The sequence below is a fragment of the Paenibacillus sp. MMS18-CY102 genome (assembly GCF_009789195.1).
In the GTDB taxonomy this organism is placed as follows: Bacteria; Bacillota; Bacilli; order Paenibacillales; family Paenibacillaceae; genus Paenibacillus_T.
This window is the reverse complement of record NZ_WSTC01000012.1, coordinates 1-22,532: the sequence shown is the minus strand read 5'-3', so window position 1 is coordinate 22,532 and position 22,532 is coordinate 1. Positions and strand designations below refer to the sequence as shown.

Here is a 22,532-nt window from a genome sequence, read left to right as displayed (position 1 = left end):
CAACAAGGAGTTGAAAATATGAATCGAAAGAAGCGATGGCAATACCTCTTGCCACTGTTAGGTTTGTCCATTGCGGCTGCAGGATGTTCGGGCGGAGGCAACGATGCGGATACGGCTTGGAAATCGCTAGATTCGGATGAGAAGCAAGCATTGACAGTTGCTTATTTTGACGAGTCCGTGTTTAAGGCGCAGTATGGTGATTTAATTCGGGAAGCTTATCCAAACTTGGACATCAAGGTAGAACAGATTCCTAATTTATACGACGGGACGAAGACACCGACAGAGCTATATGAAGCTTTTCTGCGCGAGAAGCAACCCGATTTGTTATGGGTCAATGAAGAAGTGTACCGTGATCTTGCTTACGAAGGCAATCTAATGAGCTTGGAAACCGCCGTTAAGCAAGGAGGCTTCGATCTGGAGCAGCTGCATCCGAATGTAGTCGAGGCGCTTCGCCAGCTCGGCTCTGGCCAATTGTATGGGTTGTCTCCGACATTTGCGACGACGGCGTTATTTTATAACAAATCGCTGTTTGACCAAGAGGGCATTCCGTATCCTGACAATCGGATGAGCTGGGACGAAACGCTGAAGCTTGCAGATCGATTCTCGACGGAAGGTGATGGGGGCAACAAGCAATATGGATTGGCGGTGGATAGCTTCGGTGTTCTTGCCAATCGCATGGCCAAAACCGGCCGCCTGACGCTTGCGGACGCAGCTGGTGAGCATATCGGGATAAATGATAAACCTTGGAAAGCACTGTTCCAATCGATAGCCGATTCTTATTGGTCTGGCGGACTGTACCTGGGTTCGTTGGATGGGGCGAATGGCTCAGATCTATTTTTGAATGGACAAGCAGCTATGGCAGTCAGCACGCCTGATTATATGAACAAGCTGTCGAATGCGAGCTGGGAATGGGGAATTGCAACGGCTCCTATTAACCCTGATCGGCCTGATGAAACAACGTTTATGAATATGACAGACATATACGCAATTAATGCGAAGTCATCCCATTCGAATGTTGCTTGGAATGTATTGAAGTTAATTAACAGTGAGGCAACGGCGAAGAAGATGCCAGGAATCGCGATGGGCCTTCCAGCGAGGCAGGCGATTGTTCCTGATTTTAACGGGCATGCATTAGCACCGTTCTATGAGCTGAAGCCAGATGTTTCTGCCGGTGATGCTGTTGCTTCCTTGCCATTGGGCTTCATCGCCCAGATGGGGCAATTGATTGAAAATCATATGAACAGCGTTTTATCGAAGAAAACAACGCTTGATGAAACGATTGAGAAACTGCAAACTGAGGGGCAATCGCTGCTTGTTTCGATGCAGCAGGAGTCGCAGGACGGCAAGTGAATGGGGGCAAGGAGTTGAACAGACACAACAAGGCCGGAAGCCGCAACTTTCGGCAAACAACGATCAAGCTGTCGCTCGGGCTACTGCTCACCCTGCCGTTTCTTGGGGGCTGCTCTTGGCTTCCTGCCGATGAACAGACCGAAACGCTTCTCCCGGTTGATGTCCCGTCATTCGAGCAGAAGCCTGTCTACACCGTAGAGAAAGGCAAATTTGAACGGCAAATTACGGTATCAGGCTCATTAATGTCCGCATATAAAGAAACCCTCTATTATACGCTGGATAATCGAAGAGTGAAGAAGGTTTACGTGAAGCCGGGAGATACGGTAAAGAAAGGGCAAGTGCTGGCAGAGCTTGATATGGGGACGCTAGAGGCTGATATCCGTAAAACGGAGCTGCTCGTCATTCGCCAAGACTTGATGATGCAGCAAACGATCGCGAACGATCCGACGCAAGCGCTCTTGCTCAAAGTAGATAAAGAGCTTCAGAAGGAGGAATTAAACCGGCTGAAGGAAACGCTGACGCAGTCGAAGCTGACAGCAACAATAAGCGGAACGCTTGATCGGTTCGAGCTGCAGAAGGGCGATCTGATCAAAGCGAATGAAGCCGTTGGAGAAATTGTGGATACAAGTGAATTATTTGTTGCAGCCAAACTTGATCCTGAGCAGCGAAAAACCGTCACCGTCGGCATGCCTGTTACGGTGCAGATCAATCGCAATAGCGGCGAACTGGCTGGAACGGTAAAGCAGCTTCCTTCTGCAGAAGCAGATAAAGCCGGCGCATCAACTGAGGGACAGGACCGAATCGAGCAGTACGCGATTCTCGACATCGGCCGAATGCCATCGAAAGCCAAACTTGGGACGCCGTTAACTGCTACGATTACCGTAAAGCGGCTTGAAGGCGTATTGCTCGTGCCACTGTCGGTGTTGCGTACAACAGGTGGCAGGAGCTATGTCGTCGTAGAGGATCAAGGGGGCAATCGCCGGGAAGCTGATGTGGAGATCGGGGAGAAGGACAGCACCAATGCGGTTATCGTAAAGGGGTTACAAGTCGGGGATAAGGTAATCGGCCGATGAAGTTCGCCTTACGGTTCATCCTTAGGAAGATGGTCAAAACCAGATGGCTGACGCTGGGAACGCTGCTAGGCTTGACGCTTGCCGTATCCTTCGTTATGAGTATCCCCATCTACGCGAATGGGTCGTTGTTGAATGTCATCAAACGTACGCTTGACCAATATGATACGCGGACTTCCCCGGGGTCGCTCGTTGTCCGGTACCAGAGCGTGGGCGGAGAGAAGGCGGGTATCCCGTCGATCCAAAGCGTGGATGCGTATATACGGGAGCAAGTCCCAACGAAGTTGGGGCTGCCTTATCAGGTGCGCGCAAGCCAGTTTTCGCTGCGTCCTGCCAATCTGCAGCCAGCGGATCCCGTTTCGTCCGATGGAACGATTCGCAGGCAAATGGCGTTGACAACCGACATTGAATTAATGTCGCATGTTCAGCTGGTTTCGGGGAAAGCCTTCACAGCAGGCAAAGCAGGCGAAGAGATTGAAGCAGTCGTAATGGAGGAAGCGTTGTACCGTTATGATATCCGGGTCGGTGACCGATTTATTTATCGGTTGCGGGAAGGCTCCAAGACAAAGTCGATTCCGGTCGTCATTACGGGCGCAGTGAAGCCGAAGTCGAATCAAGATCCATATTGGTTCAAGGGCATGGATGATGCAAACAATCAGCTGTTTGTTGGAAAGCCTGCGCTGCTCGATGAACTGGTCGGCCGGCAAAATGTTCAGCTAGGATCGGCCTATTGGTTCTATTCATTTGAATTGGGGTCGGTTACAGGCAATGATCTGGAGCGGCTGAGCCAGACGCTGCTTCGCATCGATAATGAAGCTTACCAGCGGCTGCCGAATACAAAGACGGACATTACCTTCCTCCCATTATTAGAGCAATTCAAGAAGACGAACGACGGGATCAAGCGATTACTGTTCGCGGTATCCGCTCCAATGGTCGGGCTTGTCCTCTATTTTGTTTGGATGAATGGCCAGCTGTCGTTGGAGCGGCAGCGGGGTGATATGGCTGTACTCCGCAGCCGCGGCGCTAGCGTCAGGCAGCTTGTCATCATTGGGTTATTGGAAGGTACGCTCGTAGGCGTAATTGCAGGGGCGGCTGGCTCGTTGATCGCTGTTTACATGGCTAGAACGATTGGCTCGTCGAGCGGGTTTCTCTCTTTTGTTGACCGGAAGCTGCTGGCTACTCCTTTAACAGGGGAGGCGATCGGTTATGGGGCGGCTGCTATTTTGCTAGCCATTGGCGGGCAACTGTTCAGCACTTACCGGTTTGCCAAAGCGTCAATCGTCCAATACAAACGCCGTTCCTCACGTGGAAATGCAAAGCCGATTTGGCAACGGTTTTATCTTGATTTTGTGCTCATCCTTGCTGTTGTGTACGGTTACTACACGATGTCCCGATCCCAGCCTCTGCCAATCGATCCATCTGATCGGACAGGTCTTGGCCAATCGTGGGATCCTGTGCTGTTTTTCTTGCCATCGGCAGCCGTGCTTGCGTCTGCGCTATTGTATATCCGCCTATTCCCGATCCTGCTGACGATCATTCAGCGCATCGCCTCTCGCAGGATGCCAATTCCGCTCTATCTGAGCATTATGCAGATGGCGAGGTCGTTCCGCACTTACCATGGGTTAATTACGCTGCTTGTCATGACATTGAGCCTCGGCGTTTACCACGCATCGACCGCAAGATCGATTGGTGTCAACGATACACGTTCAATCATTCATCAGCAAGGCGCTGATGCAGTGCTTGAGTTAGCTTGGGAAGGCAAACAGGAGGATAACGGAGCGGGAGAGGGTGCACAGGGAGGCGGCCAAGGAAGCGGGACGATAGCGTACAACGAGCCGCCATTTGAATTGTTCAAGCAATCCGAGGGGGTTGAGGCGGCGGCGCGCGTCCTTCATAAGAAGGTGCCTATAACGGTATCAGGCAAGGATGCAGGGGAAGGTAACCTCATGGGCATTAACCCTGTCGATTATGGCCGCACCGTTTCTTTTCTCAAATCAATGATGCCTGCGAGCCCTCATTTGTACTTGAATTTATTATCCCATACGGAGCAAGGCGCTTTAATTCCGCAATCGCTTGCCAACGCCTACCAGATTAAGCTTGGCGACCACATTCAAGCGAATATGCAACAAGGGGCGATCGAATTTACGGTTGTCGGGATCGTCCCCTATTGGCCAGGGGAGTACCCGGAAAAGCTGCCGTTTGCAATTGTTAACTTAACGTATTTGTTCCAAGAAGGGCCGCTTATCCCGTACGATATATGGCTCAAGATGAAGCCTGGCGCTAAGCTGGCTCCTGTTATCGACAATTTGAATGCCGGCGGAATCGATCTACTATCTATAAAGGATACGCGCTCCGAAATTGCTGACCAGAATAAACAGCCGGCACGAGGCGGGCTGTATGGCATATTGAGCCTCGGCTTTATTGTTTCGGTATTCGTAACCTTAAGCGGGTTTGCGTTATTTTCCTTCTATAACTTGTCTTCTCGAATCGTACAGCTCGGCACGCTCCGAGCCGCGGGCCTTACACGAAGGCAACTGGCATTCTCTCTTGTGCTGGAGCAGTTGTTTGCAGTAGGCTTCTCGATACTATTCGCTTTACTGAACGGGACTGCCGTTTCAGAACTGTTCTTGCCTCTGCTTCAGCCTCGCGGGCAAGTTCCGTCTTTCCAAATCGTATTTGAGCCTTCCGATGCACTTAAGTTGGCGTATGTTGTTGCTTTTATGTTAATCGCAGGCGCTATGCTTCTATTCTGGCATGTTCGCAGATTGCGTATTCAGCAAGCTTTGCGGATGGGAGAGGATGGATAAGCCACATCTTAATCCGTTGATTCGACAAAGCCTTCGTTTGGCCCTCAAGGCCTAACGAAGGCTTTTTTGCGCTGCCCCTTACACAAATTTAATCTAGCGATGCAAGAGTTCAATATTTTTAACATGGCGTTAACAAACAAAAGATACTCGATTTACATTCGGCCGTTAATATAAAACCCATGAAGGACGTGCCATAAAACAGAGGGTAGAGGAGTGGTTGAGTTGTTGAAGGGGAAAGGCCGTAAAGGAATCGTATTGGTGATGATGATGGCGCTGCTCATGATGTTGGTGGCAGCATGCGGTGACAAAGAAGAAACGAAAGGTTCCACGGAGCCTGCAAATACGGAGCAAACGGCAACGGACGAAAAGAGCGGCGATGAAGAAACAGCTGCGGTCGGCCTGAAAGGCGAAGTAGAAATCGACGGTTCGAGTACGGTTTATCCGCTGACGGAAGCGGCTGCAGAAGAGTTCGGCAAAGATAATCCAGATGTTCGCGTAACGGTAGGCGTGTCCGGTACGGGCGGCGGCTTCAAACGCTTCTGTAACGGCGAAACGGCAATCAGTGATGCTTCCCGCCCAATTAAAGGCGAAGAAGCAGATGCTTGCAAAGCTAAAGGCATCGAGTACACGGATCTGCAAGTCGCTTATGACGGCCTGTCGATCGTCGTTAGCAAGGACAACGACTTCATCGACCACCTGACGGTTGAAGAGCTGAACAAAATTTTCGTAACGGGCTCGACGGTTAAAACATGGGCTGATGTACGCGCTGGCTGGCCAGCAGAAGAAATCAAAATGTACTCCCCAGGCGCTGATTCCGGTACGTACGACTACTTTAACGAAGAAATCCTTGAGAAAAAAGGCATTCGTAACGATACGCAAATCTCGTTCAGTGAAGATGACAATACGCTCGTTCAAGGCGTAGAAGGCAGCAAATACTCAATCGGCTACTTCGGCTTCGCTTACTATGAAGAGAACGCTGATAAGCTCAAGCTTGTTCCAGTTGACGCTGGCAAAGGCGCAATCTCGCCAACGGTTGAAACGATCAAAGACGGCACGTATGCACCATTGTCCCGCCCGCTGTTCATCTATGTGAACAAAAGAGAGCTGGAACGCCCTGAAGTTAACGCATTCGTAGATTACTACATCAATAACATCGGCGAAATGGCAAAAGAAGTGGGTTATGTGCCACTGCCAGATGAGAAGTACGATGCAGAAGCAGCTAAGCTTCAATAATTAAATAAAAGCACTTAACATCGAGAAGAATGTGATGTCTGAGACGGACATCACATTTTTCACGAAAAATAAGTTAACGAATTGTAAAGGCAAGGAGAGAATCCAGCATGCCGAGCGAAGTTGTGCAAACCGCCAACAAGAAGGCGACAGCCGCCAAACAACAAGGGCTGTTCAAAAACCGGAAAAAGCATTTGATGGACAAAATCATGCCAGTGTTATTGTTTCTCTGCGCAGGCGTATCCATCGCGACAACGATAGGCATTGTTTTCACGCTAATCGGGGAGACGGTATCGTTCTTCCAACAAGTATCGATCGTCGAATTTTTTACGGGGACCAAGTGGTCGCCGCTTATTGAGCCGAAGAGCTTCGGCATCTGGCCGCTGATCTGCGGCACGCTGCTAATTACGGTAATCGCTTGTCTGGTTGCCGTGCCAATCGGGCTGGCGAGCGCAATCTACCTGAGTGAGTACGCACCTAAGCGCCTGCGCAAAATCGTAAAGCCGATTCTCGAAGTGCTCGCCGGCGTTCCTACGATCGTATACGGTTATTTCGCGCTCAGCCTCATTACGCCGGTCATTCGGGCGATGTTCTCGCAAGCTGGCGTATTCAACGCTTTGAGCGCGGGTATCGTTGTCGGCATCATGATCATTCCGATGGTCTGCTCACTGAGTGAGGATGCGATGTCCGCGGTGCCGCGCAGCTTGCGTGATGGCGCTTATGCGCTAGGGGCTACCCGATTCGAAGTCGCGCTCAAAATCGTTGTTCCGGCTGCTTTCTCTGGCATTGTTGCATCGGCCGTGCTGGCATTCTCCCGCGCTATTGGCGAGACGATGATCGTGACTGTCGCTGCGGGCTCGACGCCTAAGCTGACGGGCAATCCGCTTGAAAGCATTCAGACGATGACTGCGTATATCGTGCAGGTGAGCCTCGGCGATACGCCGCATGGCAGCGTAGAGTACGGTACCATTTTTGCTGTAGGCATGACGCTGTTCGTCATTACGTTCTTATTGAATATCCTTGCCCAGTATGTGGCTAGACGGTTCCGGGAGGAGTACTAACATGACCATATTCGAAGATGCGAACCGCAAGCAAATCGCCAAACGCCGTCGAATCGATTGGGTGCTGCGCATCCTGTTCTTGTTCGCAACGTCAATCGGCGTTTTGGCGCTAATGGCGCTCTTAACGGATATCGTAATGGACGGCCTCTCCCGGCTGCAGCCGGAACTGTTTAACAATTTCCCTTCGCGCAGAGCAACGCAAGCAGGCATGAAATCCGCAATCGTCGGGACGCTTTACATGCTTGCCATTATGCTTCCGCTCTCGTTTACGCTTGGCGTAGGGGCTGCGATCTATCTCGAAGAATATGCGAAGAAAAATCGCCTTACACGCATCATCCAGCTCAACATTAGTACGCTGGCGGGCGTTCCGTCGATCGTCTATGGCATCTTGGGCCTTACGATCTTCGTCCGCATGATGCACTTGGACCGCAGCTTGCTCTCCGGCGCGTTCACAATGACGCTGCTGGTGCTTCCGATCATTATCGTATCGGCGCAAGAAGCGATTCGTGCGGTACCAAAGTCGCGGCGCGACGCGTCATTCGCCCTTGGCGCAACCAAGTGGCAGACGGTTGCCCGCTCGGTGCTGCCATCGTCAATTTCCGGCATTCTGACAGGCGTCATTCTTGCAATGTCGCGGGCAATCGGGGAAACGGCCCCGCTCGTTATGATCGGCGCATTGACATTCGTTGCCTTCTTGCCGGATAGCCCGATGGACTCGTTCACCGTTATGCCAATTCAGATTTATAACTGGGTATCTCGTCCGCAAGAAGCGTTCCAAGAGCTTGCTGCCGCAGGCATTATCGTCCTGTTGGCGATGCTGCTGCTCATGAACTTCTCGGCGATCATGCTGCGCAACAAATACAACAAGCATATTTAATCAACGATACGAACGAATCGATTGCGGAGGGATACGCGATGCAAACCTTAATTGAAATTAACAGGCTGAACCTGTTCTATAGCGCTTTTCACGCACTGAAAGATGTATCTATGAAGATACCGGAGAAAGCCATTACGGCTTTCATCGGGCCATCGGGCTGCGGCAAGTCGACGCTGCTTCGTACGCTGAATCGGATGAATGACATGATCCCCGGCACGAGAATCGAAGGCGAAATTGCGATTTCCGGCACGGATATTTACTCCGGCGATGTCGATGTAGAGACGCTTCGCAAGAAAGTCGGCATGGTGTTCCAGCAGCCGAACCCGTTCCCGAAATCGATCTACGATAACATCGCCTACGGCCCACGGCTGCATGGCATTCGGGACCGCAAGGTGCTGGATGAGATTGTGGAAACCAGTTTGCGTTCGGCTGTATTGTGGGATGAGGTAAAGGATCATTTGAAACGCTCGGCATTCAGCTTGTCCGGGGGTCAGCAGCAGCGCCTTTGCATTGCGCGTGCGCTTGCGGTTAACCCGGATATTCTGCTTATGGATGAAGCAACTTCGGCGCTTGACCCGATCTCAACGCTCAAAATCGAAGAGCTGGTGCAAGAGCTGAAGGACCGGTATACGATCGTTATGGTGACGCACAACATGCATCAAGCGGCTCGTGTATCGAACCAAACGGTGTTCTTCTTGAATGGGGAAGTCATCGAGTATGACGAAACAGAGAAGCTGTTCTCGACCCCGGCGGATCAGCGGACAGAAGACTATATTAGCGGCCGGTTCGGCTAAGGCAGAGGGAGAGTGTAGAGATGTCGCCGCGCAAAGAATTCGATCAGTACCTCGGTGAACTGCATCAGATGCTCGTTGAAATGGGCGAACGCGTTGAGCAAGCATTGGCGAAAGCGATGGAGTCGCTGCAAAAATTGGACGTGAGCTTAGCGAAGCAGGTTATCGCGTCCGATCCAGAAATTAACCGTTTGGAAGAGCGGATCGAAGAGCTGGGTTCTAAGCTGATTTTGACACAGCAGCCTGTTGCGAAGGATCTCCGCCGCATTCTGTCTGCGTTCAAAATCGCTAGCGATCTTGAACGGATGGGCGACTTGTCGCTTGACGTAGCGAAAGTAACGATGCGCCTGGAAGGCCAAACGCTCATTAAGCCTTTGATCGACCTGCCACGCATGGCGGATATCGTGCAGACGATGATTTATGAGTCGATTCAAGCTTTCGTGCAGGAGAACGTTGATCTCGCTTACAAAATGGCGAAGGACGACGACCAGGTCGATGCGTTGTATAAGCAAATTACGCGGGAGCTGTTCTCGCTCATGCTCGAAAATCCGTTAACGATCTCGCAATCGATGCAGCTTAGCTTCGTAGGCCGCTATATCGAGCGGATCGCTGACCATGCGACGAACATTGGCGAGAGCGTCGTGTATCTCGTTACGGGCAAACGTCCGGATTTGAACTAATCCGTCATTCATAGACGATTTGAAGAGGTTGTCCTATAAGCCAATGCAATTGGCTTTCGGACAACTTTTTCATTTGTTTCAAGTGGGCAAATGCACCGCAGTTGCGGTTGTTTATTGCCTTGCATTGCAGTTTGTACAATGGAAAAGGTTGGAATAACCTGCCCGAGTGATTCCCATTGCAGTCCATGCAATGAGATGCGGTTCAAAAGTGCCACAATGTGACCAAAACATAGGGTAGCCGTCTTTACCGTTGCACGATATGCAATGATGCCTCTTCACCTTCCAATTGGAGTGAATTCTATTGTACAAACTGCAATGAGCAGGCTGTACGCACAGCAGAAGCTGATGCCGGCATAGCCAGCGTCAGCTTTTTTATTTCTACGGCAAGCGATCTGGCAAGCGCAGCTCCATCGGGAAAAGCCCCCTCATTTTGTGGTATGATAGAAGGCAGTGAAAAGGCAGACCATCAATATGAATTGCAGGAGAGATGCCGCCAATGGAAAAGTGGGTATTAATCGACGGCAACAGCATTGCGTTCCGGGCATTTTACGCGTTGCCGCTGTTGACCAATGCAAGCGGAATATATACGAATGCGGTATATGGATTCACGACAATGCTGCTGAAGCTGCTGGAAGAAGAGCAACCAACGCATATGTTAGTCGCGTTCGATGCAGGCAAGGTGACGTTCCGGCACGAAGGCTACAGCGAATATAAAGGCGGGCGGCAGAAGACTCCTTCTGAATTGTCCGGACAATTTCCACTTATTAAAGAGCTGCTGCAAGCGTTCGGCATCAGCCAGTTTGAGCTGCCTGGCTATGAGGCGGACGACATTATCGGCACATTAACGCGCATGGCGGACGAGCAGGGTGCAGAGGTGCTGGTCGTATCAGGCGATAAAGACATGCTCCAGCTTGCTTCCGACCAAGTGACCGTCATGTTTACTCGCGTCGGTGTCGGCGATGTCGATCGGTATTCACCGTCGCTTATTCAAGAGCGGTATGGGCTTAAGCCGTTACAAATCATTGATTTAAAAGGCCTGATGGGCGATAAATCCGATAACATTCCGGGCATTCCAGGCGTTGGAGAGAAGACTGCGCTTAAGCTGCTGCATGAATACGGCTCGGTCGAAGGCGTTCTTGAACATATAGATGACCTCAAAGGAAAGATGAAAGAGAAGGTCGAGCAGCATAAGGACGATGCAATGATGAGCAAAAAGCTAGCGACGATCTTCCGCGAGGTGCCGCTCGATAAGGGAATCTCAGAGATGGCCTATAACGGCTACGCGAAGCCGGCGCTTGCCGATGCGTTTCGTAAGCTGGAATTCAAATCGCTGCTGGAGCGGCTTGATTTGGCCGGAGAAGGCACGGGCAGTACGGTAGCTGCAGCTGAGCTGAACGTCATATCGGTAACGGCTCATGACGAAGATGCGCTGTCTGCGCTTGCAGCGGGCCTGAAGTCGGTTCAAAGTGTCTACGTAGAAGTGATTGGAGATAACCCGCATCAGAGCGAGACCATTGCAATCGCGCTTGCGACGCCAGATGCTATCTTTGCCGTGCCGCTGGCTGAGCTGCAAACCTCAGCGCTAGGCTTCGTACGGGAGTGGCTGGCGGACGCTGGCACAGAAAAGTCTGGGTTCGATCTGCACCGGACAGAGCTGTCGCTTGCTTGGCACGGCATTGCGATGAAGGGCATCAGCTTCGATGTGCAGTTAGCGGCTTATTTGCTCGATCCAACGGATTCCACGCAATCGATAAGCGGGCTATGTGGCAAATACGGCTTGCCGGCCGTTCAAGCGGACGAAGCCGTTTATGGCAAAGGCGCCAAGTTCAAGCTGCCAGACATCGCAGCACTGCACGGGCATATCGCGGCGAAGGCGGATGCAGTCCGCAGCATAGCGGCAATCCAGCGCGAAGAGCTTGAGAAGACGGGCATGCACAAGCTGTATTATGACTTGGAGCAGCCATTGTCCCGCGTCCTTGCAGGCATGGAGCTGCAGGGCATTCGTTGCGATGCAGGCGTCATTGAGCAGCTCGGTGCAGAGCTGGAAAGCCGCATCTCAGAGATCATGGCCAAGGTGTATACGCTGGCGGGTATGGAATTCAACATTAATTCACCGAGGCAGCTTGGCGAAGTATTGTTTGAAAAGCTCGGCCTGCCGGTTATAAAGAAGACCAAGACAGGCTATTCGACCGATGCCGATGTGCTGGAGAAGCTGGAGCCGTATCACGAAATCATCCCGTCCATCCTGCTGTTCCGCCAGTTGGCGAAGCTGCAATCTACGTATGTTGATGGGCTATTGAAGGAAATTCGACCGAATACGGGCAAAATCCATACGTATTACCGGCAGACCATTGCGGCAACGGGACGCCTGAGCAGCCAATACCCGAATTTGCAGAACATCCCGATCCGCCTGGAGGAAGGGCGACAGATTCGCAAAGCATTCGTGCCGTCGGAGCCTGGCTGGTTCATGCTCGCTGCCGACTACTCACAGATCGAGCTACGCGTGCTTGCACATATTTCAGGTGATGAGGGCTTGAAGGAAGCGTTCGTTAAGGATCTGGATATTCATACGAAAACAGCATCGGATGTCTTCGGCGTCCGGCCAGAAGATGTGGATGCCAACATGCGCCGCCAAGCCAAAGCGGTTAACTTCGGCATCGTATACGGCATTAGCGACTTCGGCCTTTCGAACAACTTGAACATTACGCGGAAGGAAGCAGCGCAGTTTATCGAACAATATTTTGCCGCCTTCCAAGGCGTTCGCCGGTATATGGACAACATCGTGGCGCAAGCGCGCACAGACGGTTATGTAACGACACTCTTGGAGCGCCGGCGCTACTTGCCAGAGATTAAAGCGTCTAATTTCAACATTCGTTCCTTCGCGGAGCGGACGGCGATGAACACGCCGATCCAAGGAACTGCAGCCGATATCATCAAGCTGGCAATGGTTCGCATGGATGAAGAGCTGCGCGCGCGGGACCTTCAAAGCCGCATGCTGCTGCAGGTGCACGATGAACTTGTGTTCGAAGTGCCGGCTGATGAGCTGGAATTAATGAAGCAGCTTGTGCCGGAAGTGATGGAGAGCGCGATTCAGCTGGACGTGCCGCTCAAGGCAGACGTTAGCTTTGGCGACAATTGGTACGAAGCGAAATAATCTGAGATGCGCCAGATAGGAGCATCAAGCGGCAGAATGCGTTATAATGGGCAATGAGGTGAATACAACATGCCGGAATTGCCAGAGGTGGAGACTGTCCGCCGAACGTTGAATGAATTGGTCGCAGGCAAGAAGATCGCGCGTGTTACAGTGAGCTTGCCGCGTATTATAAGAAGGCCCGCTGAGCCAGAGCAGTTCGCAGCTGCGCTGGCCGGCCATACCATTATGTCCGTCGAGCGCCGAGGGAAGTTTTTGCGATTGGTGCTCGACGGGCTTGTTCTTGTCTCCCATCTGCGGATGGAGGGGCGCTACGGCGTGTACGGCCAGGACGAGCCAGTCGAGACGCATACGCATGTCATTTTCCATTTTACAGACGGATCTGAGCTTCGTTATAAAGATGTTCGCCAGTTCGGCACGATGGACTTATTCCTGCCGGAGGAAGAGCTGGCCATGCCGCCATTGAACAAGCTAGGGATGGAGCCGTTGGATGACGGCTTCACGGAGAAGGCGCTTCGCGAGAAGCTGGGCAGCAAGACGACGAAGATTAAGCCGTTGCTGCTCGATCAAGCGTATGTCGTCGGGCTTGGCAACATATATGTAGATGAGGCGTTGTTTCAGGCGCAAATTCATCCGGAGCGTACGGCCGAAACGCTTAAGAAGGCTGAGTGGACGCGACTGTATGACGCGATTCGCGATACGCTCGGCCGTGCGGTCGCTGCGGGCGGATCATCCATTAAATCGTATGTGAACGGGCAGGGCGAGATGGGCATGTTCCAGCATGCGCTGCTTGCTTACGGTCGTGGCGGAGAGCCTTGCTCGAACTGCGGCACGATCATCGAGAAGTTCGTCGTTGGCGGGCGCGGCACGCATATTTGCCCACGCTGCCAACCGAAGCCCAGTGGCGCATCCGCCAAGCCGGCTGTACGCCAGAAGCGCCCGGAGGGTGTTTCGCCTAAGATCCATTAACGGATGCCTTTGTAACGAATAAAGTAACTAAAAAGCACGAGATGGGATTCCCTGCATATGATGTTCCTATCGAACATAGGCGAATGTTCCGGTAAGGAACAGTCATCTGCGGGGAGGGACATCGGTTGTTCGCGCATTTCGCATCACTGCTGTTGCTATCTTGTGCCGTCAGTTTGGATGGATTCGGCGTCGGCGTCACGTATGGGCTGCGGCGAATCCGCATACCTATCATTTCCATTCTAATCATCGCGGCTTGCTCCGGCATTATTATATGGCTGTCGATGGCCGTTGGAGGCTGGATGACGGCATATTTGTCTCCGGTCGTCGCTCGCATGATTGGCGCATCGATTCTGATCGTGATCGGGATCTGGGCGCTCATGCAGCTGCGGCGCGAGAAGGGCCGTTCACAGGAAAGCGTTGACGAACAGGAACAACTACAAGATGAACAAGTGGAGCTTACGCCAAGCGAGAATACGTTAATTCGTTTTGAGCTAAAGCGTTTGGGCATCGTGATTCAAATTTTGCGAAAGCCGCAAGTTGCGGACGTAGACCGGTCTGGCAGCATTTCGTCGTCGGAGGCGGTACTGCTCGGCGTAGCTTTGTCATTCGACGCATTCGGAGCGGGGCTTGGCGCGGCATTGATTGGGCTTTCGCCGGGCGTTACGTCCGTGGCGATTTCGTTGTCGAGCGCGATTTTTCTGCTGGCTGGCATGCGTGTTGGGCTCCGGTATGCGGGACTGCAAGGGATGCAGTTTCTGTCCGCTGTTCCAGGCATGATGTTAATTGTTATTGGCATTATCAAAATGTTCTGAATCACAACGGTTCATGAGCGGTGAATGAATACGGAGGGACGAACGATGAGAATCGGCTTAACTGGCGGCATCGCCTGTGGCAAAAGCACCGTTGCGGCCATGCTGGTCGAGCTTGGGGCGCATCTGGTGGATGCTGACCAGGCAGCCAGGGATGTCGTCCTTCCGGGCGAGCCGGCGCTGGGCGCCGTCGTTGCGAAGTTTGGACAAGCTATACTCCATGAGGATGGCTCGTTGAATCGGCAGGCGCTAGGCGCTGTCGTATTCGGGCAAGCGGAGCGGCTGAAGGAGCTGGAAGCGATTTTGCATCCAGCTATCCGCCAGCACATGAGGAAACAGATGGAAGCGTATGAGAAAGAAGATCCGAATGCGGTCGTCATTGCGGATATTCCCTTGTTATATGAGACAGGGCAAGATGAGGCATATGAAGGTGTCATCGTCGTGTATGTACCGAAGGAAGTACAGCGAGAACGGCTAATGGGCCGCAATGGGCTGTCTGTTGAAGAAGCAGACAGGCGCATCGGGCTTCAAATGGATATTGAGCGCAAGCGCGAGCGCGCGCAGTGGGTCATTGACAATCGAGGGACGCTGGAGCAGACACGCGAGCAAGTCGCGGCGTTTTGGCGGGCAATCGGCAGATGAGAAGGAGCTGACGCATGAAACGAAGGAAGCGCCAACGGCTGCTGCTTTTGCTGATAGTTGGATTCGTCGCCTTTCTTTTCATCAAATCGGACTGGATGGCTCGGTGGATGTACCCGATTCATTACAAGGAAGATATACGTGCCAGCGCGTGGGATTACGGTCTTGATCCACTCTTAATTGCAGCAGTCATCCGAGTAGAAACCAACTACAAAACAGGCAAAGAATCGCATAAGGGCGCATTAGGGCTCATGCAGATCATGCCTGATACCGCAGATTGGGTAATCAACAAGGCCGGTTTCTCCAATGTAACCGAAGACACGCTCCGCCATCGGGCGGATATTAGCATACAGATTGGATCATGGTATCTTAGCAACTTGCACAAGCAGTTTGATGGAAACGCAGTGGCGGCCGTTGCAGCTTATAATGCAGGACCGGGCAACGTGAATAAGTGGCTGGACAATGGAGTGTGGGATGGCGCGATGGAGTCCGTCAGCAATGTGCCGTTCGGAGAGACGAGGCACTATGTACAACGCGTCTTTTATTATTATAATAAGTACAAAGACTTATATCCGACGTTCGAGTAAATGGCGTCGGACAAACCCGCCGAGAACTAATGTCCCGGCGGGTTCGCCCTAGCTTGGTGATGAAAGTCAACGTTTAGTGGCCTGCAAGCGATTGTTCTGCGATTTGTACGAGTTTACGCGTGATGCTACCCCCGATGGAGCCAGCGTCTTTCGTCGTGATGTTCCCGTAATAACCGTCTTGTGGAATCGCGATACCCAGTTCTTGTGCAACCTCGTATTTCAGTTGGTCGAGTGCTGCAGAAGCTTGTGGTACAACCAATTGGTTACTTGCGCTCATTGTCGTTCACCTCCTTGCGGTTGGTAAATGTATTATGTGCGTTTTTGCGAACTTCATTACAGGTAAGGTTTGGGAATTTTTTGAGATGGCGCCCTGGAGGGTCATGGAGGTAACCAAATGAGATGTCCTTATTGTGATTATGCCGGTTCCAAAGTGCTCGATTCGAGACCGGCCAACGAAAACCGTTCGATCCGCCGCAGGCGTGAATGTGAAAAATGCAGCCGCCGTTTCACAACGTTCGAGATGATTGAAGAAACGCCATTGATCGTCATTAAGAAAGACGGCAGCCGCGAAGAATTCAGCCGCGAGAAGCTGCTGCGCGGATTGATCCGCGCTTGCGAGAAGCGTCCCGTCCCCGCAGACCGTCTGGAAGTCGTCGTCTCCGAGGTTGAGAAGGAGCTGCGCACAACGGCTCACGCTGAGATCGAGAGCCGCATTATCGGCGAACTGGTCATGCAACAACTGTACCCGGTGGACGAAGTTGCGTACGTTCGTTTCGCCTCCGTGTACCGCCAATTCAAAGACATCGACATGTTTATGAAGGAACTCAATCTGCTGCTCTCCAAGCATCCGCTCACAGGCGGCGCCGGCGCTACGGACGGGTTGAAAAAGGATTGACACTGCGCGAACGCGCATGGTACGATCTAACCTGTCCCGCCTATATTTGGCAGAGACAACCGATTAGGGGCCTTAGCTCAGCTGGGAGAGCGCATCGCTGGCAGCGATGAGGTCAGGGGTTCGATCCCCCTAGGCTCCACCATAATAAAACAGACAAGTCCACGATTAATTTCGTGGACTTTTTTATTTGGTGGACTGCCTAGGGGGTGAGAACCCCTAATGGGGTTCAGTCCGCGCGGACGGAAAGAAGTGAATATGCTTCGAAGGAATACGTCGAATGGAGGAGCACGGCGTTTGAATTTACCGCTAAAAGTCTTCGGTGAGAAAGCTGCGTCAGTATATAATCAGGATTCGGACATCCCATGACGTGGAGACGAGCTGTGCGAGTGGGAGCTTCTAGGCTCCACCATATAACAAATATGAAGCACGCCTTAATCGGCGTTCTTTTTTGTTATATGGTGGAGCCATTAAAGGGGGCGAACCCCGGGGTTCAGTCCGCGCGGACGGAGTGAAGTTAGTGGGGTTCGAAGGAAAGCGTCGAATGGAGGAGCACGGCGTCTGAATCTACCGCTAAAAGTCCTCGTTGAGTATGCTTCGTCAGCATATAATCAGGATTCGGACATCCCATGACGTGGAGACGAGCTGTGCGAGTTTGGAGCTTCTAGGCTCCGCCATAATGTCCACGATTCATTTCGTGGACATTGTGGTGGATTGCAGGTTGCCTAATTCATGCTGTAGGGTCGCTGTCGCGCCCTTGCCCGCGGAGTGCATTGCGGTTCGGGCGTGAATCGCATTCTAGAATCCGTGTTAATCGCATATATTCCCATGGATATTCCGATCTAAAATTCTGAAAGGGAGGGAGTGCTCTGTCTTCCAGTCGGGAAATGATGCATAAGCCAGCGTTGCGTTCGCTTTTTGAACAGCCGCTTGCCTTCTTTTGTGGTGAAAATGAACAAGGGACTGCCTATATCGCAAACGAACAGGGCTTTCAGGGACGTTTTGCTCCGGAATGCGCGGAACTGATGTTTTACCGGTGTTTGGAGCCAGGCTCAAGCTCTCCAAGCACTGATGGATCTCGAAGCATAGATAGAGATAACATCATGATGGAGGGCCTGCGCCTGAATCTCCGGTTTATCGGAGCGAACGCTTCGCCCTTGCTTGAGCCTTTCGAAGAATGTGGAGGCAAACAGCATAGGTTGATCGGTAGCGATTCTGCCAACTGGAGAACGAATCTATCGGCTTATCGGAAGCTGGCCTATCGTCGCCTGTGGCCGGGCATCGATGTTGTTTTCTATGGGGAAAAAGAACGGTTGAAGTATGACTGCATCATGCAACCGGGCGCAAACTTGCAGGATGCGGAGTTTGAATACGAGGGTGCGAGCGGGCTGGAGCTGGATAACGAAGGAAACCTAATTATCCATACGGCGGCAGGCTCCCTGCTTGAGGAGATCCCGCTCAGTTACCAAGAGATCGATGGATTGCGGAAGGATATCCGGTGCCGCTATCGAATCATCGATGCCGCGCGCAATCGGTTCGGCTATGAGATTGCTTCCGTTTTTGATCCAAGACTACCCTTAATTATTGACCCGATGCTCCTCTATTCTACGCTGGTTGGGCCGTCAGGCGTTGGCGTTCAAACGTTCATCAACGCTGTTACAAGCGATGCACAAGGCAATGCCTACGTAACAGGCTCCACGAATTCGCCGAGTTTTATCGTTACGCCCGGTGCTTTCCAGACTACATTCGGGGGCTTTACGGACGCATTCGTCATCAAGCTTCCGCCCAGCGGCGATCCTTATGTATATTCAACTTTTATCGGCGGCGGGCATAGCGACAACGGCATAGCCATTGCCGTCGATGCCGAAGGGAATGCATACGTCACCGGTGTGACGACAAGCTTGAACTTTCCGTTACCCACCGGGGCGCTTCAACTGACCGATGGCGGCCAGAGTAAAGTATTCGTCGTCAAGCTGAATGCATCTGGCAGCGAGCTGATGTATACAGCTTTGCTCAGCGGAAGCACGAGCAGCACCCCGACGGGCCTCGCTCTTGATTCATCGGGAAATGCTTATATTTCGGGCTACACGAGCGCAGCGAATTTTCCGACGACGCCAGGTGCTTTGCGACCCCAATATAACGGGGCATCAGTCGATGCGTTCGTTGCCAAGCTAAATGCCACCGGAAGCGCACTCGTTTATTCCACGTTCCTGGGCGGCTCAAGTAACAATATTGCGAACGGTATCGCCGTAGGGCCGCAAGGCGACGCCTACATCGGGGGAAATACGCTCTCTGCGGACTTTCCGACAACGGCTGGTGCATTTACCGTCCCGGTGTCTAACCAGACGGGATTCGTCTCACGGCTCAACCCAGATGGCACGCAGCTGATCTTGTCCGCCCTCCTTGGCGGCAGCGACGACGACAATATTCAGGGGATCGCGCTCGATCACTTGGGCAACATTTATGTGACAGGCACAACGTACTCGGCTAATTACCCGACGAGCCGTTCGCGTTTGCGACAACGAGCCTAGGTTTGTCAGACGCATTCGTCAGCAAGCTCAATCCTTCTGGATCATCATTGTTCTATTCCACTTATCTGGGCGGCAGCGGCTACGACTTCGGATCCGCCATCGCGGTCGATTCCACGTCTACCGCATATGTCACGGGTTTTACCCAGTCGAGCGACTTTCCGACGCTTCCCGGCGCAATTCAGACAAAGTTTCGGGGCCAATCCGACGTTTTCTTCACGATGGTCAGCATCACGGGAACCGACTTGCTCTATTCGACCTACATCGGCGGTGCGGGTTCGGACGCGGGTGAAAGCATTAGCGTGAACGCGGCGGGACAGGTGTTCATCGGCGGCTCGACTACCAACTCTGATGGCTTTCCCATCAACCTGCAAAATGGTGGAAGGCCTCCAAGCAAAGGGTTCGTGCTAAAATTCGGCTCTCTCTCTTGCTCGTGTCTGTGCCCCCCTGGACCGCAAGGGCCGGAGGGGCCTCCGGGACCACAAGGGCCGCAAGGCCCTCCTGGAACACCTGCTCCGACGCCTCCTATCGTAACGGTTATAGCGGAACCGCCTGTCGTTCCGCCTGGAGGAGATACCCTCATCACGGTCAATATCCAGAACATTGCCAATGTCCCGCTCGTGACGCGGCTGCGTAACCGGCTGCCTGAAGGGTTCCAATACCTTCTTCGTTCCCTGATTGTCAACCAGCGTCCTGACTTAATCGATTTGATCGACAATCTGGATCTCGGCTCGATCCCGCCTGGCGAGACTCGAACAGTTCGTTTCCGGCTGTTGGCGCCTGTCGTGAGCCTGATCGACCGAGGAATTTTGACTTCGATCGTCTCTACCGCATTGGGCGATGTCACGACCCATACGGAAATTACCGTCGAAGAGGAAGAGGAATGAGGCTGAAATAAGCAGGGTTTTAAGTGCAGGGGCTCCACAGATAAAGAGACGGATGATTCTGTCTCTTTTTTTGTTGTAGCATGAATTTTTTGTTTTTGAATTGGAAGTGTATCGATTAAGGAATATGATAGGGATAAAAATAGAGGTGTAAATAATGGGAACCTGGGGATTTGGGGTATTTGATGATGATTTTACACTTGATATTAAAGATTACTACCTGTTATTTAAAGAAGAAGGCGTATCTGTAAACCAAGCGGTGTCAAGAATAAAAAGAATATACAGTGATATTATGAATGACGAAGGTTTAAGCCCTGATTTAGAACCTTTATTTTATATTGGGTTAGCCGCAACTCAACAAGAATGTAATGAATTAGTAGAAGAGATTAAGAATAAGGCGATAGAACACATTACTTTAGGAACTGGATTGGAAAGGTGGAGAAATGCAGGGCTTATATCTCATCTGAGAAGAAAATCAGAATTAAAAAAACTTAAAAAACAATTGATGAAAAGTGAATGTATAACGGATTCAAGTATTGTTGATGAAGTGGATTTAAATTCTGGCAGATTTGATCCTAGCAATCAAAGATATTCCGTTTATGAAATTACATTTCCCACTGGGAAAAAGCTTATAGGCAATACAGTGCATCTAGAACGAAGAGGGAAGCATTTTGAAAAATATCCTCTGAAGTAAAATTATTAGATAAAATAAAAAAACTGCTAGGGTGAGATTCCTGGCAGTTGACTATTAATGAGTAGGAGGTAACTTCTTTAATTCATGAATAGGTAATCCTGTGAATTCAGACACGGATTCCAGATCCATGCCCTTTGCGAGCATCTTGCTGGCAACTTCAAGTTTGCCCTTGCGCTCTCCTTCTTCTCGAGCACCTTCAATCAAGCCTCGTCATGCAGAGCTTTCTGTCTCATTTCATAAAGCCGCCGAGTTTCTTCATCTTTGTGAAATCAAGGATGTTGATCGTGACACATTTCTTGAGGTTCTTATAGGACTGTCCTTCTTCGAGCTGGCTGGTGTACTGCTTACTCCAATAATACAACGTTCGCTTCTCGTTGTCATATCGGTTAAATAACTGCATTTCAATATTAATCAAACTGCCATCCGATGTTTTGGCTTGGATATCGAAGATGGATTGTTTATCATGAGGAGAGTTCTTATCGGTATATTCATAATTACGATATCGGTTAGCGGAGGCCGTTCGGCCGCTTGGAAGGTACGGTTAAGAAAAGCCAGTAAAACGTCTTTATTTTCCTCACTACCGAATATGCGTTTGAATACAAAATCGTTCTTAGGATCGAGTATATCTTTCATGTATTCAGCTCCAATCAAATTTATTATAGCGTGAAGCATATGGTAGATCCATAAAATGTAAAGAACAAGTCAAAGCCGATATTATCAAAAACAAAATAAGAAAACACACCTTAATCGGCGTGCTTTCTATGCAAATAAATCACGAAGCGGATCCGGCACGGGTCTGCTTTTTCGTGTGTCTACATCCATCGTAACGCTCGTTACTTGCGCATCGGCGCAAAGCTCGCCTTGTTCGTTGACGATTCGTTGCAGCAGCACGTAGCTGCTTCTTCCGATCGACTGCGGCTGCGTGATGACGGTTAACCGGTCCCCTTGCCGGCATTCCTTGCGGTAGTTGATATTGATATTGACCGTTACCGTCTGGACACCGTGTTCCTTCAACACTTCGTAAGGCAGCGCATTCGCTTCGTACCACTCCTCGCGGCCCCATTCGAGATACTCCAAATATTTGGCGTTATTCACATGCCCGTTCACATCGATTTCGGTAGAACGAACGATAAGTTCCAAATTAATTTGCATGTTAGGATAGCACTCCTCTCGTTAGCCCCCATTATAGCATGGGCATCAGGCGAACAAGAAAGCCTGCGAGACGGGGAAGTTAGGTTACGCGTGGTTTATCGTAATTTCCCGCTGGGGGCGCATCCTGCCTACCCTAAATTAGCGCCGGTACCAGGTAAAAATAAGTCTTTTTTTACTTATACAGCAGCGATAAAATAATAAAATACAAATAAAGGGAGGCATCTATTGAAGAGACAGGACTTATGCAGTTCACGAGATTAACTGGCAAGTGTGAGAATCTATGCTTGAATAAACCGGCCACCAAGACATAGCAAGCTCAGGTGGCCAGAATTGTGAAATAAGGGTTGCAAAACGGCGAACC

Annotated in this window: 19 protein-coding genes, 1 tRNA gene and 1 pseudogene; 18 read left to right on the top strand and 3 right to left on the bottom strand. The window is 51.3% G+C overall.

Annotation, left to right across the window (positions count from 1 at the left end; genetic code table 11):
• The first annotated feature begins 18 nt into the window (after window positions 1-18).
• The 13 genes from GON22_RS10640 (at window position 19) to GON22_RS10580 (ending at window position 16,021) form a co-directional block, all read left to right on the top strand.
• Complete coding sequence (locus GON22_RS10640; protein WP_160396077.1) at window positions 19-1,350, top strand: ABC transporter substrate-binding protein; 1,332 nt, start codon at window positions 19-21, stop codon at window positions 1,348-1,350.
• A 14-nt stretch (window positions 1,351-1,364) separates the two neighbouring features.
• Entirely contained in the window at window positions 1,365-2,423 is a 1,059-nt protein-coding gene (locus GON22_RS10635) for an efflux RND transporter periplasmic adaptor subunit (RefSeq protein ID WP_160396076.1), read from the top strand.
• A gap of 29 nt (window positions 2,424-2,452) precedes the next feature.
• Window positions 2,453-5,227, top strand: a complete 2,775-nt coding sequence (locus GON22_RS10630; protein ID WP_160396075.1) for an ABC transporter permease — start codon at window positions 2,453-2,455, stop codon at window positions 5,225-5,227.
• A 222-nt stretch (window positions 5,228-5,449) separates the two neighbouring features.
• Entirely contained in the window at window positions 5,450-6,460 is a 1,011-nt protein-coding gene (locus tag GON22_RS10625) for a PstS family phosphate ABC transporter substrate-binding protein (RefSeq protein WP_160396074.1), read from the top strand.
• A 194-nt stretch (window positions 6,461-6,654) separates the two neighbouring features.
• Window positions 6,655-7,518, top strand: a complete 864-nt coding sequence (gene pstC, locus GON22_RS10620; RefSeq protein WP_237179107.1) for a phosphate ABC transporter permease subunit PstC — start codon at window positions 6,655-6,657, stop codon at window positions 7,516-7,518.
• A gap of 1 nt (window position 7,519) precedes the next feature.
• Window positions 7,520-8,395, top strand: a complete 876-nt coding sequence (gene pstA, locus GON22_RS10615; RefSeq protein ID WP_160396073.1) for a phosphate ABC transporter permease PstA — start codon at window positions 7,520-7,522, stop codon at window positions 8,393-8,395.
• 38 nt (window positions 8,396-8,433) lie between these two features.
• Window positions 8,434-9,189 (top strand): phosphate ABC transporter ATP-binding protein PstB, encoded by a 756-nt coding sequence (pstB, locus tag GON22_RS10610; protein ID WP_202113190.1) that lies wholly within the window; start codon window positions 8,434-8,436, stop codon window positions 9,187-9,189.
• A 20-nt stretch (window positions 9,190-9,209) separates the two neighbouring features.
• Window positions 9,210-9,866 (top strand): phosphate signaling complex protein PhoU, encoded by a 657-nt coding sequence (gene phoU / locus GON22_RS10605; protein WP_160396072.1) that lies wholly within the window; start codon window positions 9,210-9,212, stop codon window positions 9,864-9,866.
• 496 nt (window positions 9,867-10,362) lie between these two features.
• A complete protein-coding gene (gene polA / locus GON22_RS10600) occupies window positions 10,363-13,020 on the top strand; it encodes a DNA polymerase I (protein WP_160396071.1) in 2,658 nt (885 codons plus the stop codon).
• 69 nt (window positions 13,021-13,089) lie between these two features.
• Window positions 13,090-13,986 carry a DNA-formamidopyrimidine glycosylase gene (gene mutM / locus GON22_RS10595; RefSeq protein WP_160396070.1) on the top strand — a complete coding sequence of 299 codons (897 nt, stop codon included), beginning with the start codon at window positions 13,090-13,092 and terminating at the stop codon, window positions 13,984-13,986.
• A gap of 125 nt (window positions 13,987-14,111) precedes the next feature.
• Window positions 14,112-14,798, top strand: a complete 687-nt coding sequence (ytaF, locus tag GON22_RS10590; RefSeq protein ID WP_160396069.1) for a sporulation membrane protein YtaF — start codon at window positions 14,112-14,114, stop codon at window positions 14,796-14,798.
• Window positions 14,799-14,843: 45 nt separating this feature from the next.
• The gene (gene coaE / locus GON22_RS10585; protein WP_160396068.1) at window positions 14,844-15,437 is read left to right on the top strand and encodes a dephospho-CoA kinase; all 594 of its coding nucleotides are present in this window, start codon (window positions 14,844-14,846) and stop codon (window positions 15,435-15,437) included.
• Between the two features lie 14 nt (window positions 15,438-15,451).
• Window positions 15,452-16,021 carry a lytic transglycosylase domain-containing protein gene (locus GON22_RS10580; protein WP_160396067.1) on the top strand — a complete coding sequence of 190 codons (570 nt, stop codon included), beginning with the start codon at window positions 15,452-15,454 and terminating at the stop codon, window positions 16,019-16,021.
• Between the two features lie 73 nt (window positions 16,022-16,094).
• Here the strand turns inward: GON22_RS10580 and GON22_RS10575 are convergent, their stop codons facing one another.
• Window positions 16,095-16,298 (bottom strand): alpha/beta-type small acid-soluble spore protein, encoded by a 204-nt coding sequence (locus GON22_RS10575; RefSeq protein ID WP_160396066.1) that lies wholly within the window; start codon window positions 16,296-16,298, stop codon window positions 16,095-16,097.
• 117 nt (window positions 16,299-16,415) lie between these two features.
• On the opposite strand from GON22_RS10575, the gene nrdR reads away from it, so the two are divergent.
• The 5 genes from nrdR (at window position 16,416) to GON22_RS10550 (ending at window position 21,019) form a co-directional block, all read left to right on the top strand.
• The gene (nrdR, locus tag GON22_RS10570; protein WP_160396065.1) at window positions 16,416-16,916 is read left to right on the top strand and encodes a transcriptional regulator NrdR; all 501 of its coding nucleotides are present in this window, start codon (window positions 16,416-16,418) and stop codon (window positions 16,914-16,916) included.
• 66 nt (window positions 16,917-16,982) lie between these two features.
• Window positions 16,983-17,058: transfer RNA gene (locus GON22_RS10565), tRNA-Ala, on the top strand.
• A 742-nt stretch (window positions 17,059-17,800) separates the two neighbouring features.
• A complete protein-coding gene (locus tag GON22_RS10560) occupies window positions 17,801-19,444 on the top strand; it encodes a DUF7948 domain-containing protein (protein WP_442954371.1) in 1,644 nt (547 codons plus the stop codon).
• A 2-nt stretch (window positions 19,445-19,446) separates the two neighbouring features.
• Entirely contained in the window at window positions 19,447-20,328 is an 882-nt protein-coding gene (locus GON22_RS10555) for an SBBP repeat-containing protein (protein WP_160396063.1), read from the top strand.
• Between the two features lie 154 nt (window positions 20,329-20,482).
• Complete coding sequence (locus GON22_RS10550; RefSeq protein WP_160396062.1) at window positions 20,483-21,019, top strand: hypothetical protein; 537 nt, start codon at window positions 20,483-20,485, stop codon at window positions 21,017-21,019.
• A gap of 262 nt (window positions 21,020-21,281) precedes the next feature.
• On the opposite strand, the pseudogene GON22_RS10545 reads toward GON22_RS10550, so the two are convergent.
• Both GON22_RS10545 and GON22_RS10540 read right to left on the bottom strand, forming a co-directional pair.
• Window positions 21,282-21,652, bottom strand: a pseudogene (locus GON22_RS10545) (Rpn family recombination-promoting nuclease/putative transposase); the annotation flags it as partial.
• A gap of 126 nt (window positions 21,653-21,778) precedes the next feature.
• Window positions 21,779-22,171: an acyl-CoA thioesterase gene (locus GON22_RS10540; protein WP_160396061.1), complete on the bottom strand. Its 393-nt coding sequence runs from the start codon at window positions 22,169-22,171 to the stop codon at window positions 21,779-21,781.
• Between the last annotated feature and the right edge of the window lie 361 nt (window positions 22,172-22,532).

What these genes read in the sequence shown, in the direction of transcription:
- GON22_RS10640 (WP_160396077.1), top strand. Translation starts at nt 19, where the DNA reads ATGAATCGAAAGAAGCGATGGCAATACCTCTTGCCACTGTTAGGTTTG.
- GON22_RS10630 (WP_160396075.1), top strand. Translation starts at nt 2,453, where the DNA reads ATGGTCAAAACCAGATGGCTGACGCTGGGAACGCTGCTAGGCTTGACG.
- pstC (WP_237179107.1), top strand. Translation starts at nt 6,655, where the DNA reads ATGGACAAAATCATGCCAGTGTTATTGTTTCTCTGCGCAGGCGTATCC.
- pstA (WP_160396073.1), top strand. Translation starts at nt 7,520, where the DNA reads ATGACCATATTCGAAGATGCGAACCGCAAGCAAATCGCCAAACGCCGT.
- pstB (WP_202113190.1), top strand. Translation starts at nt 8,434, where the DNA reads ATGCAAACCTTAATTGAAATTAACAGGCTGAACCTGTTCTATAGCGCT.
- phoU (WP_160396072.1), top strand. Translation starts at nt 9,210, where the DNA reads ATGTCGCCGCGCAAAGAATTCGATCAGTACCTCGGTGAACTGCATCAG.
- polA (WP_160396071.1), top strand. Translation starts at nt 10,363, where the DNA reads ATGGAAAAGTGGGTATTAATCGACGGCAACAGCATTGCGTTCCGGGCA.
- mutM (WP_160396070.1), top strand. Translation starts at nt 13,090, where the DNA reads ATGCCGGAATTGCCAGAGGTGGAGACTGTCCGCCGAACGTTGAATGAA.
- coaE (WP_160396068.1), top strand. Translation starts at nt 14,844, where the DNA reads ATGAGAATCGGCTTAACTGGCGGCATCGCCTGTGGCAAAAGCACCGTT.
- GON22_RS10580 (WP_160396067.1), top strand. Translation starts at nt 15,452, where the DNA reads ATGAAACGAAGGAAGCGCCAACGGCTGCTGCTTTTGCTGATAGTTGGA.
- GON22_RS10575 (WP_160396066.1), bottom strand. Translation starts at nt 16,298, where the DNA reads ATGAGCGCAAGTAACCAATTGGTTGTACCACAAGCTTCTGCAGCACTC.
- nrdR (WP_160396065.1), top strand. Translation starts at nt 16,416, where the DNA reads ATGAGATGTCCTTATTGTGATTATGCCGGTTCCAAAGTGCTCGATTCG.
- GON22_RS10560 (WP_442954371.1), top strand. Translation starts at nt 17,801, where the DNA reads ATGATGCATAAGCCAGCGTTGCGTTCGCTTTTTGAACAGCCGCTTGCC.
- GON22_RS10550 (WP_160396062.1), top strand. Translation starts at nt 20,483, where the DNA reads ATGGGAACCTGGGGATTTGGGGTATTTGATGATGATTTTACACTTGAT.
- GON22_RS10540 (WP_160396061.1), bottom strand. Translation starts at nt 22,171, where the DNA reads ATGCAAATTAATTTGGAACTTATCGTTCGTTCTACCGAAATCGATGTG.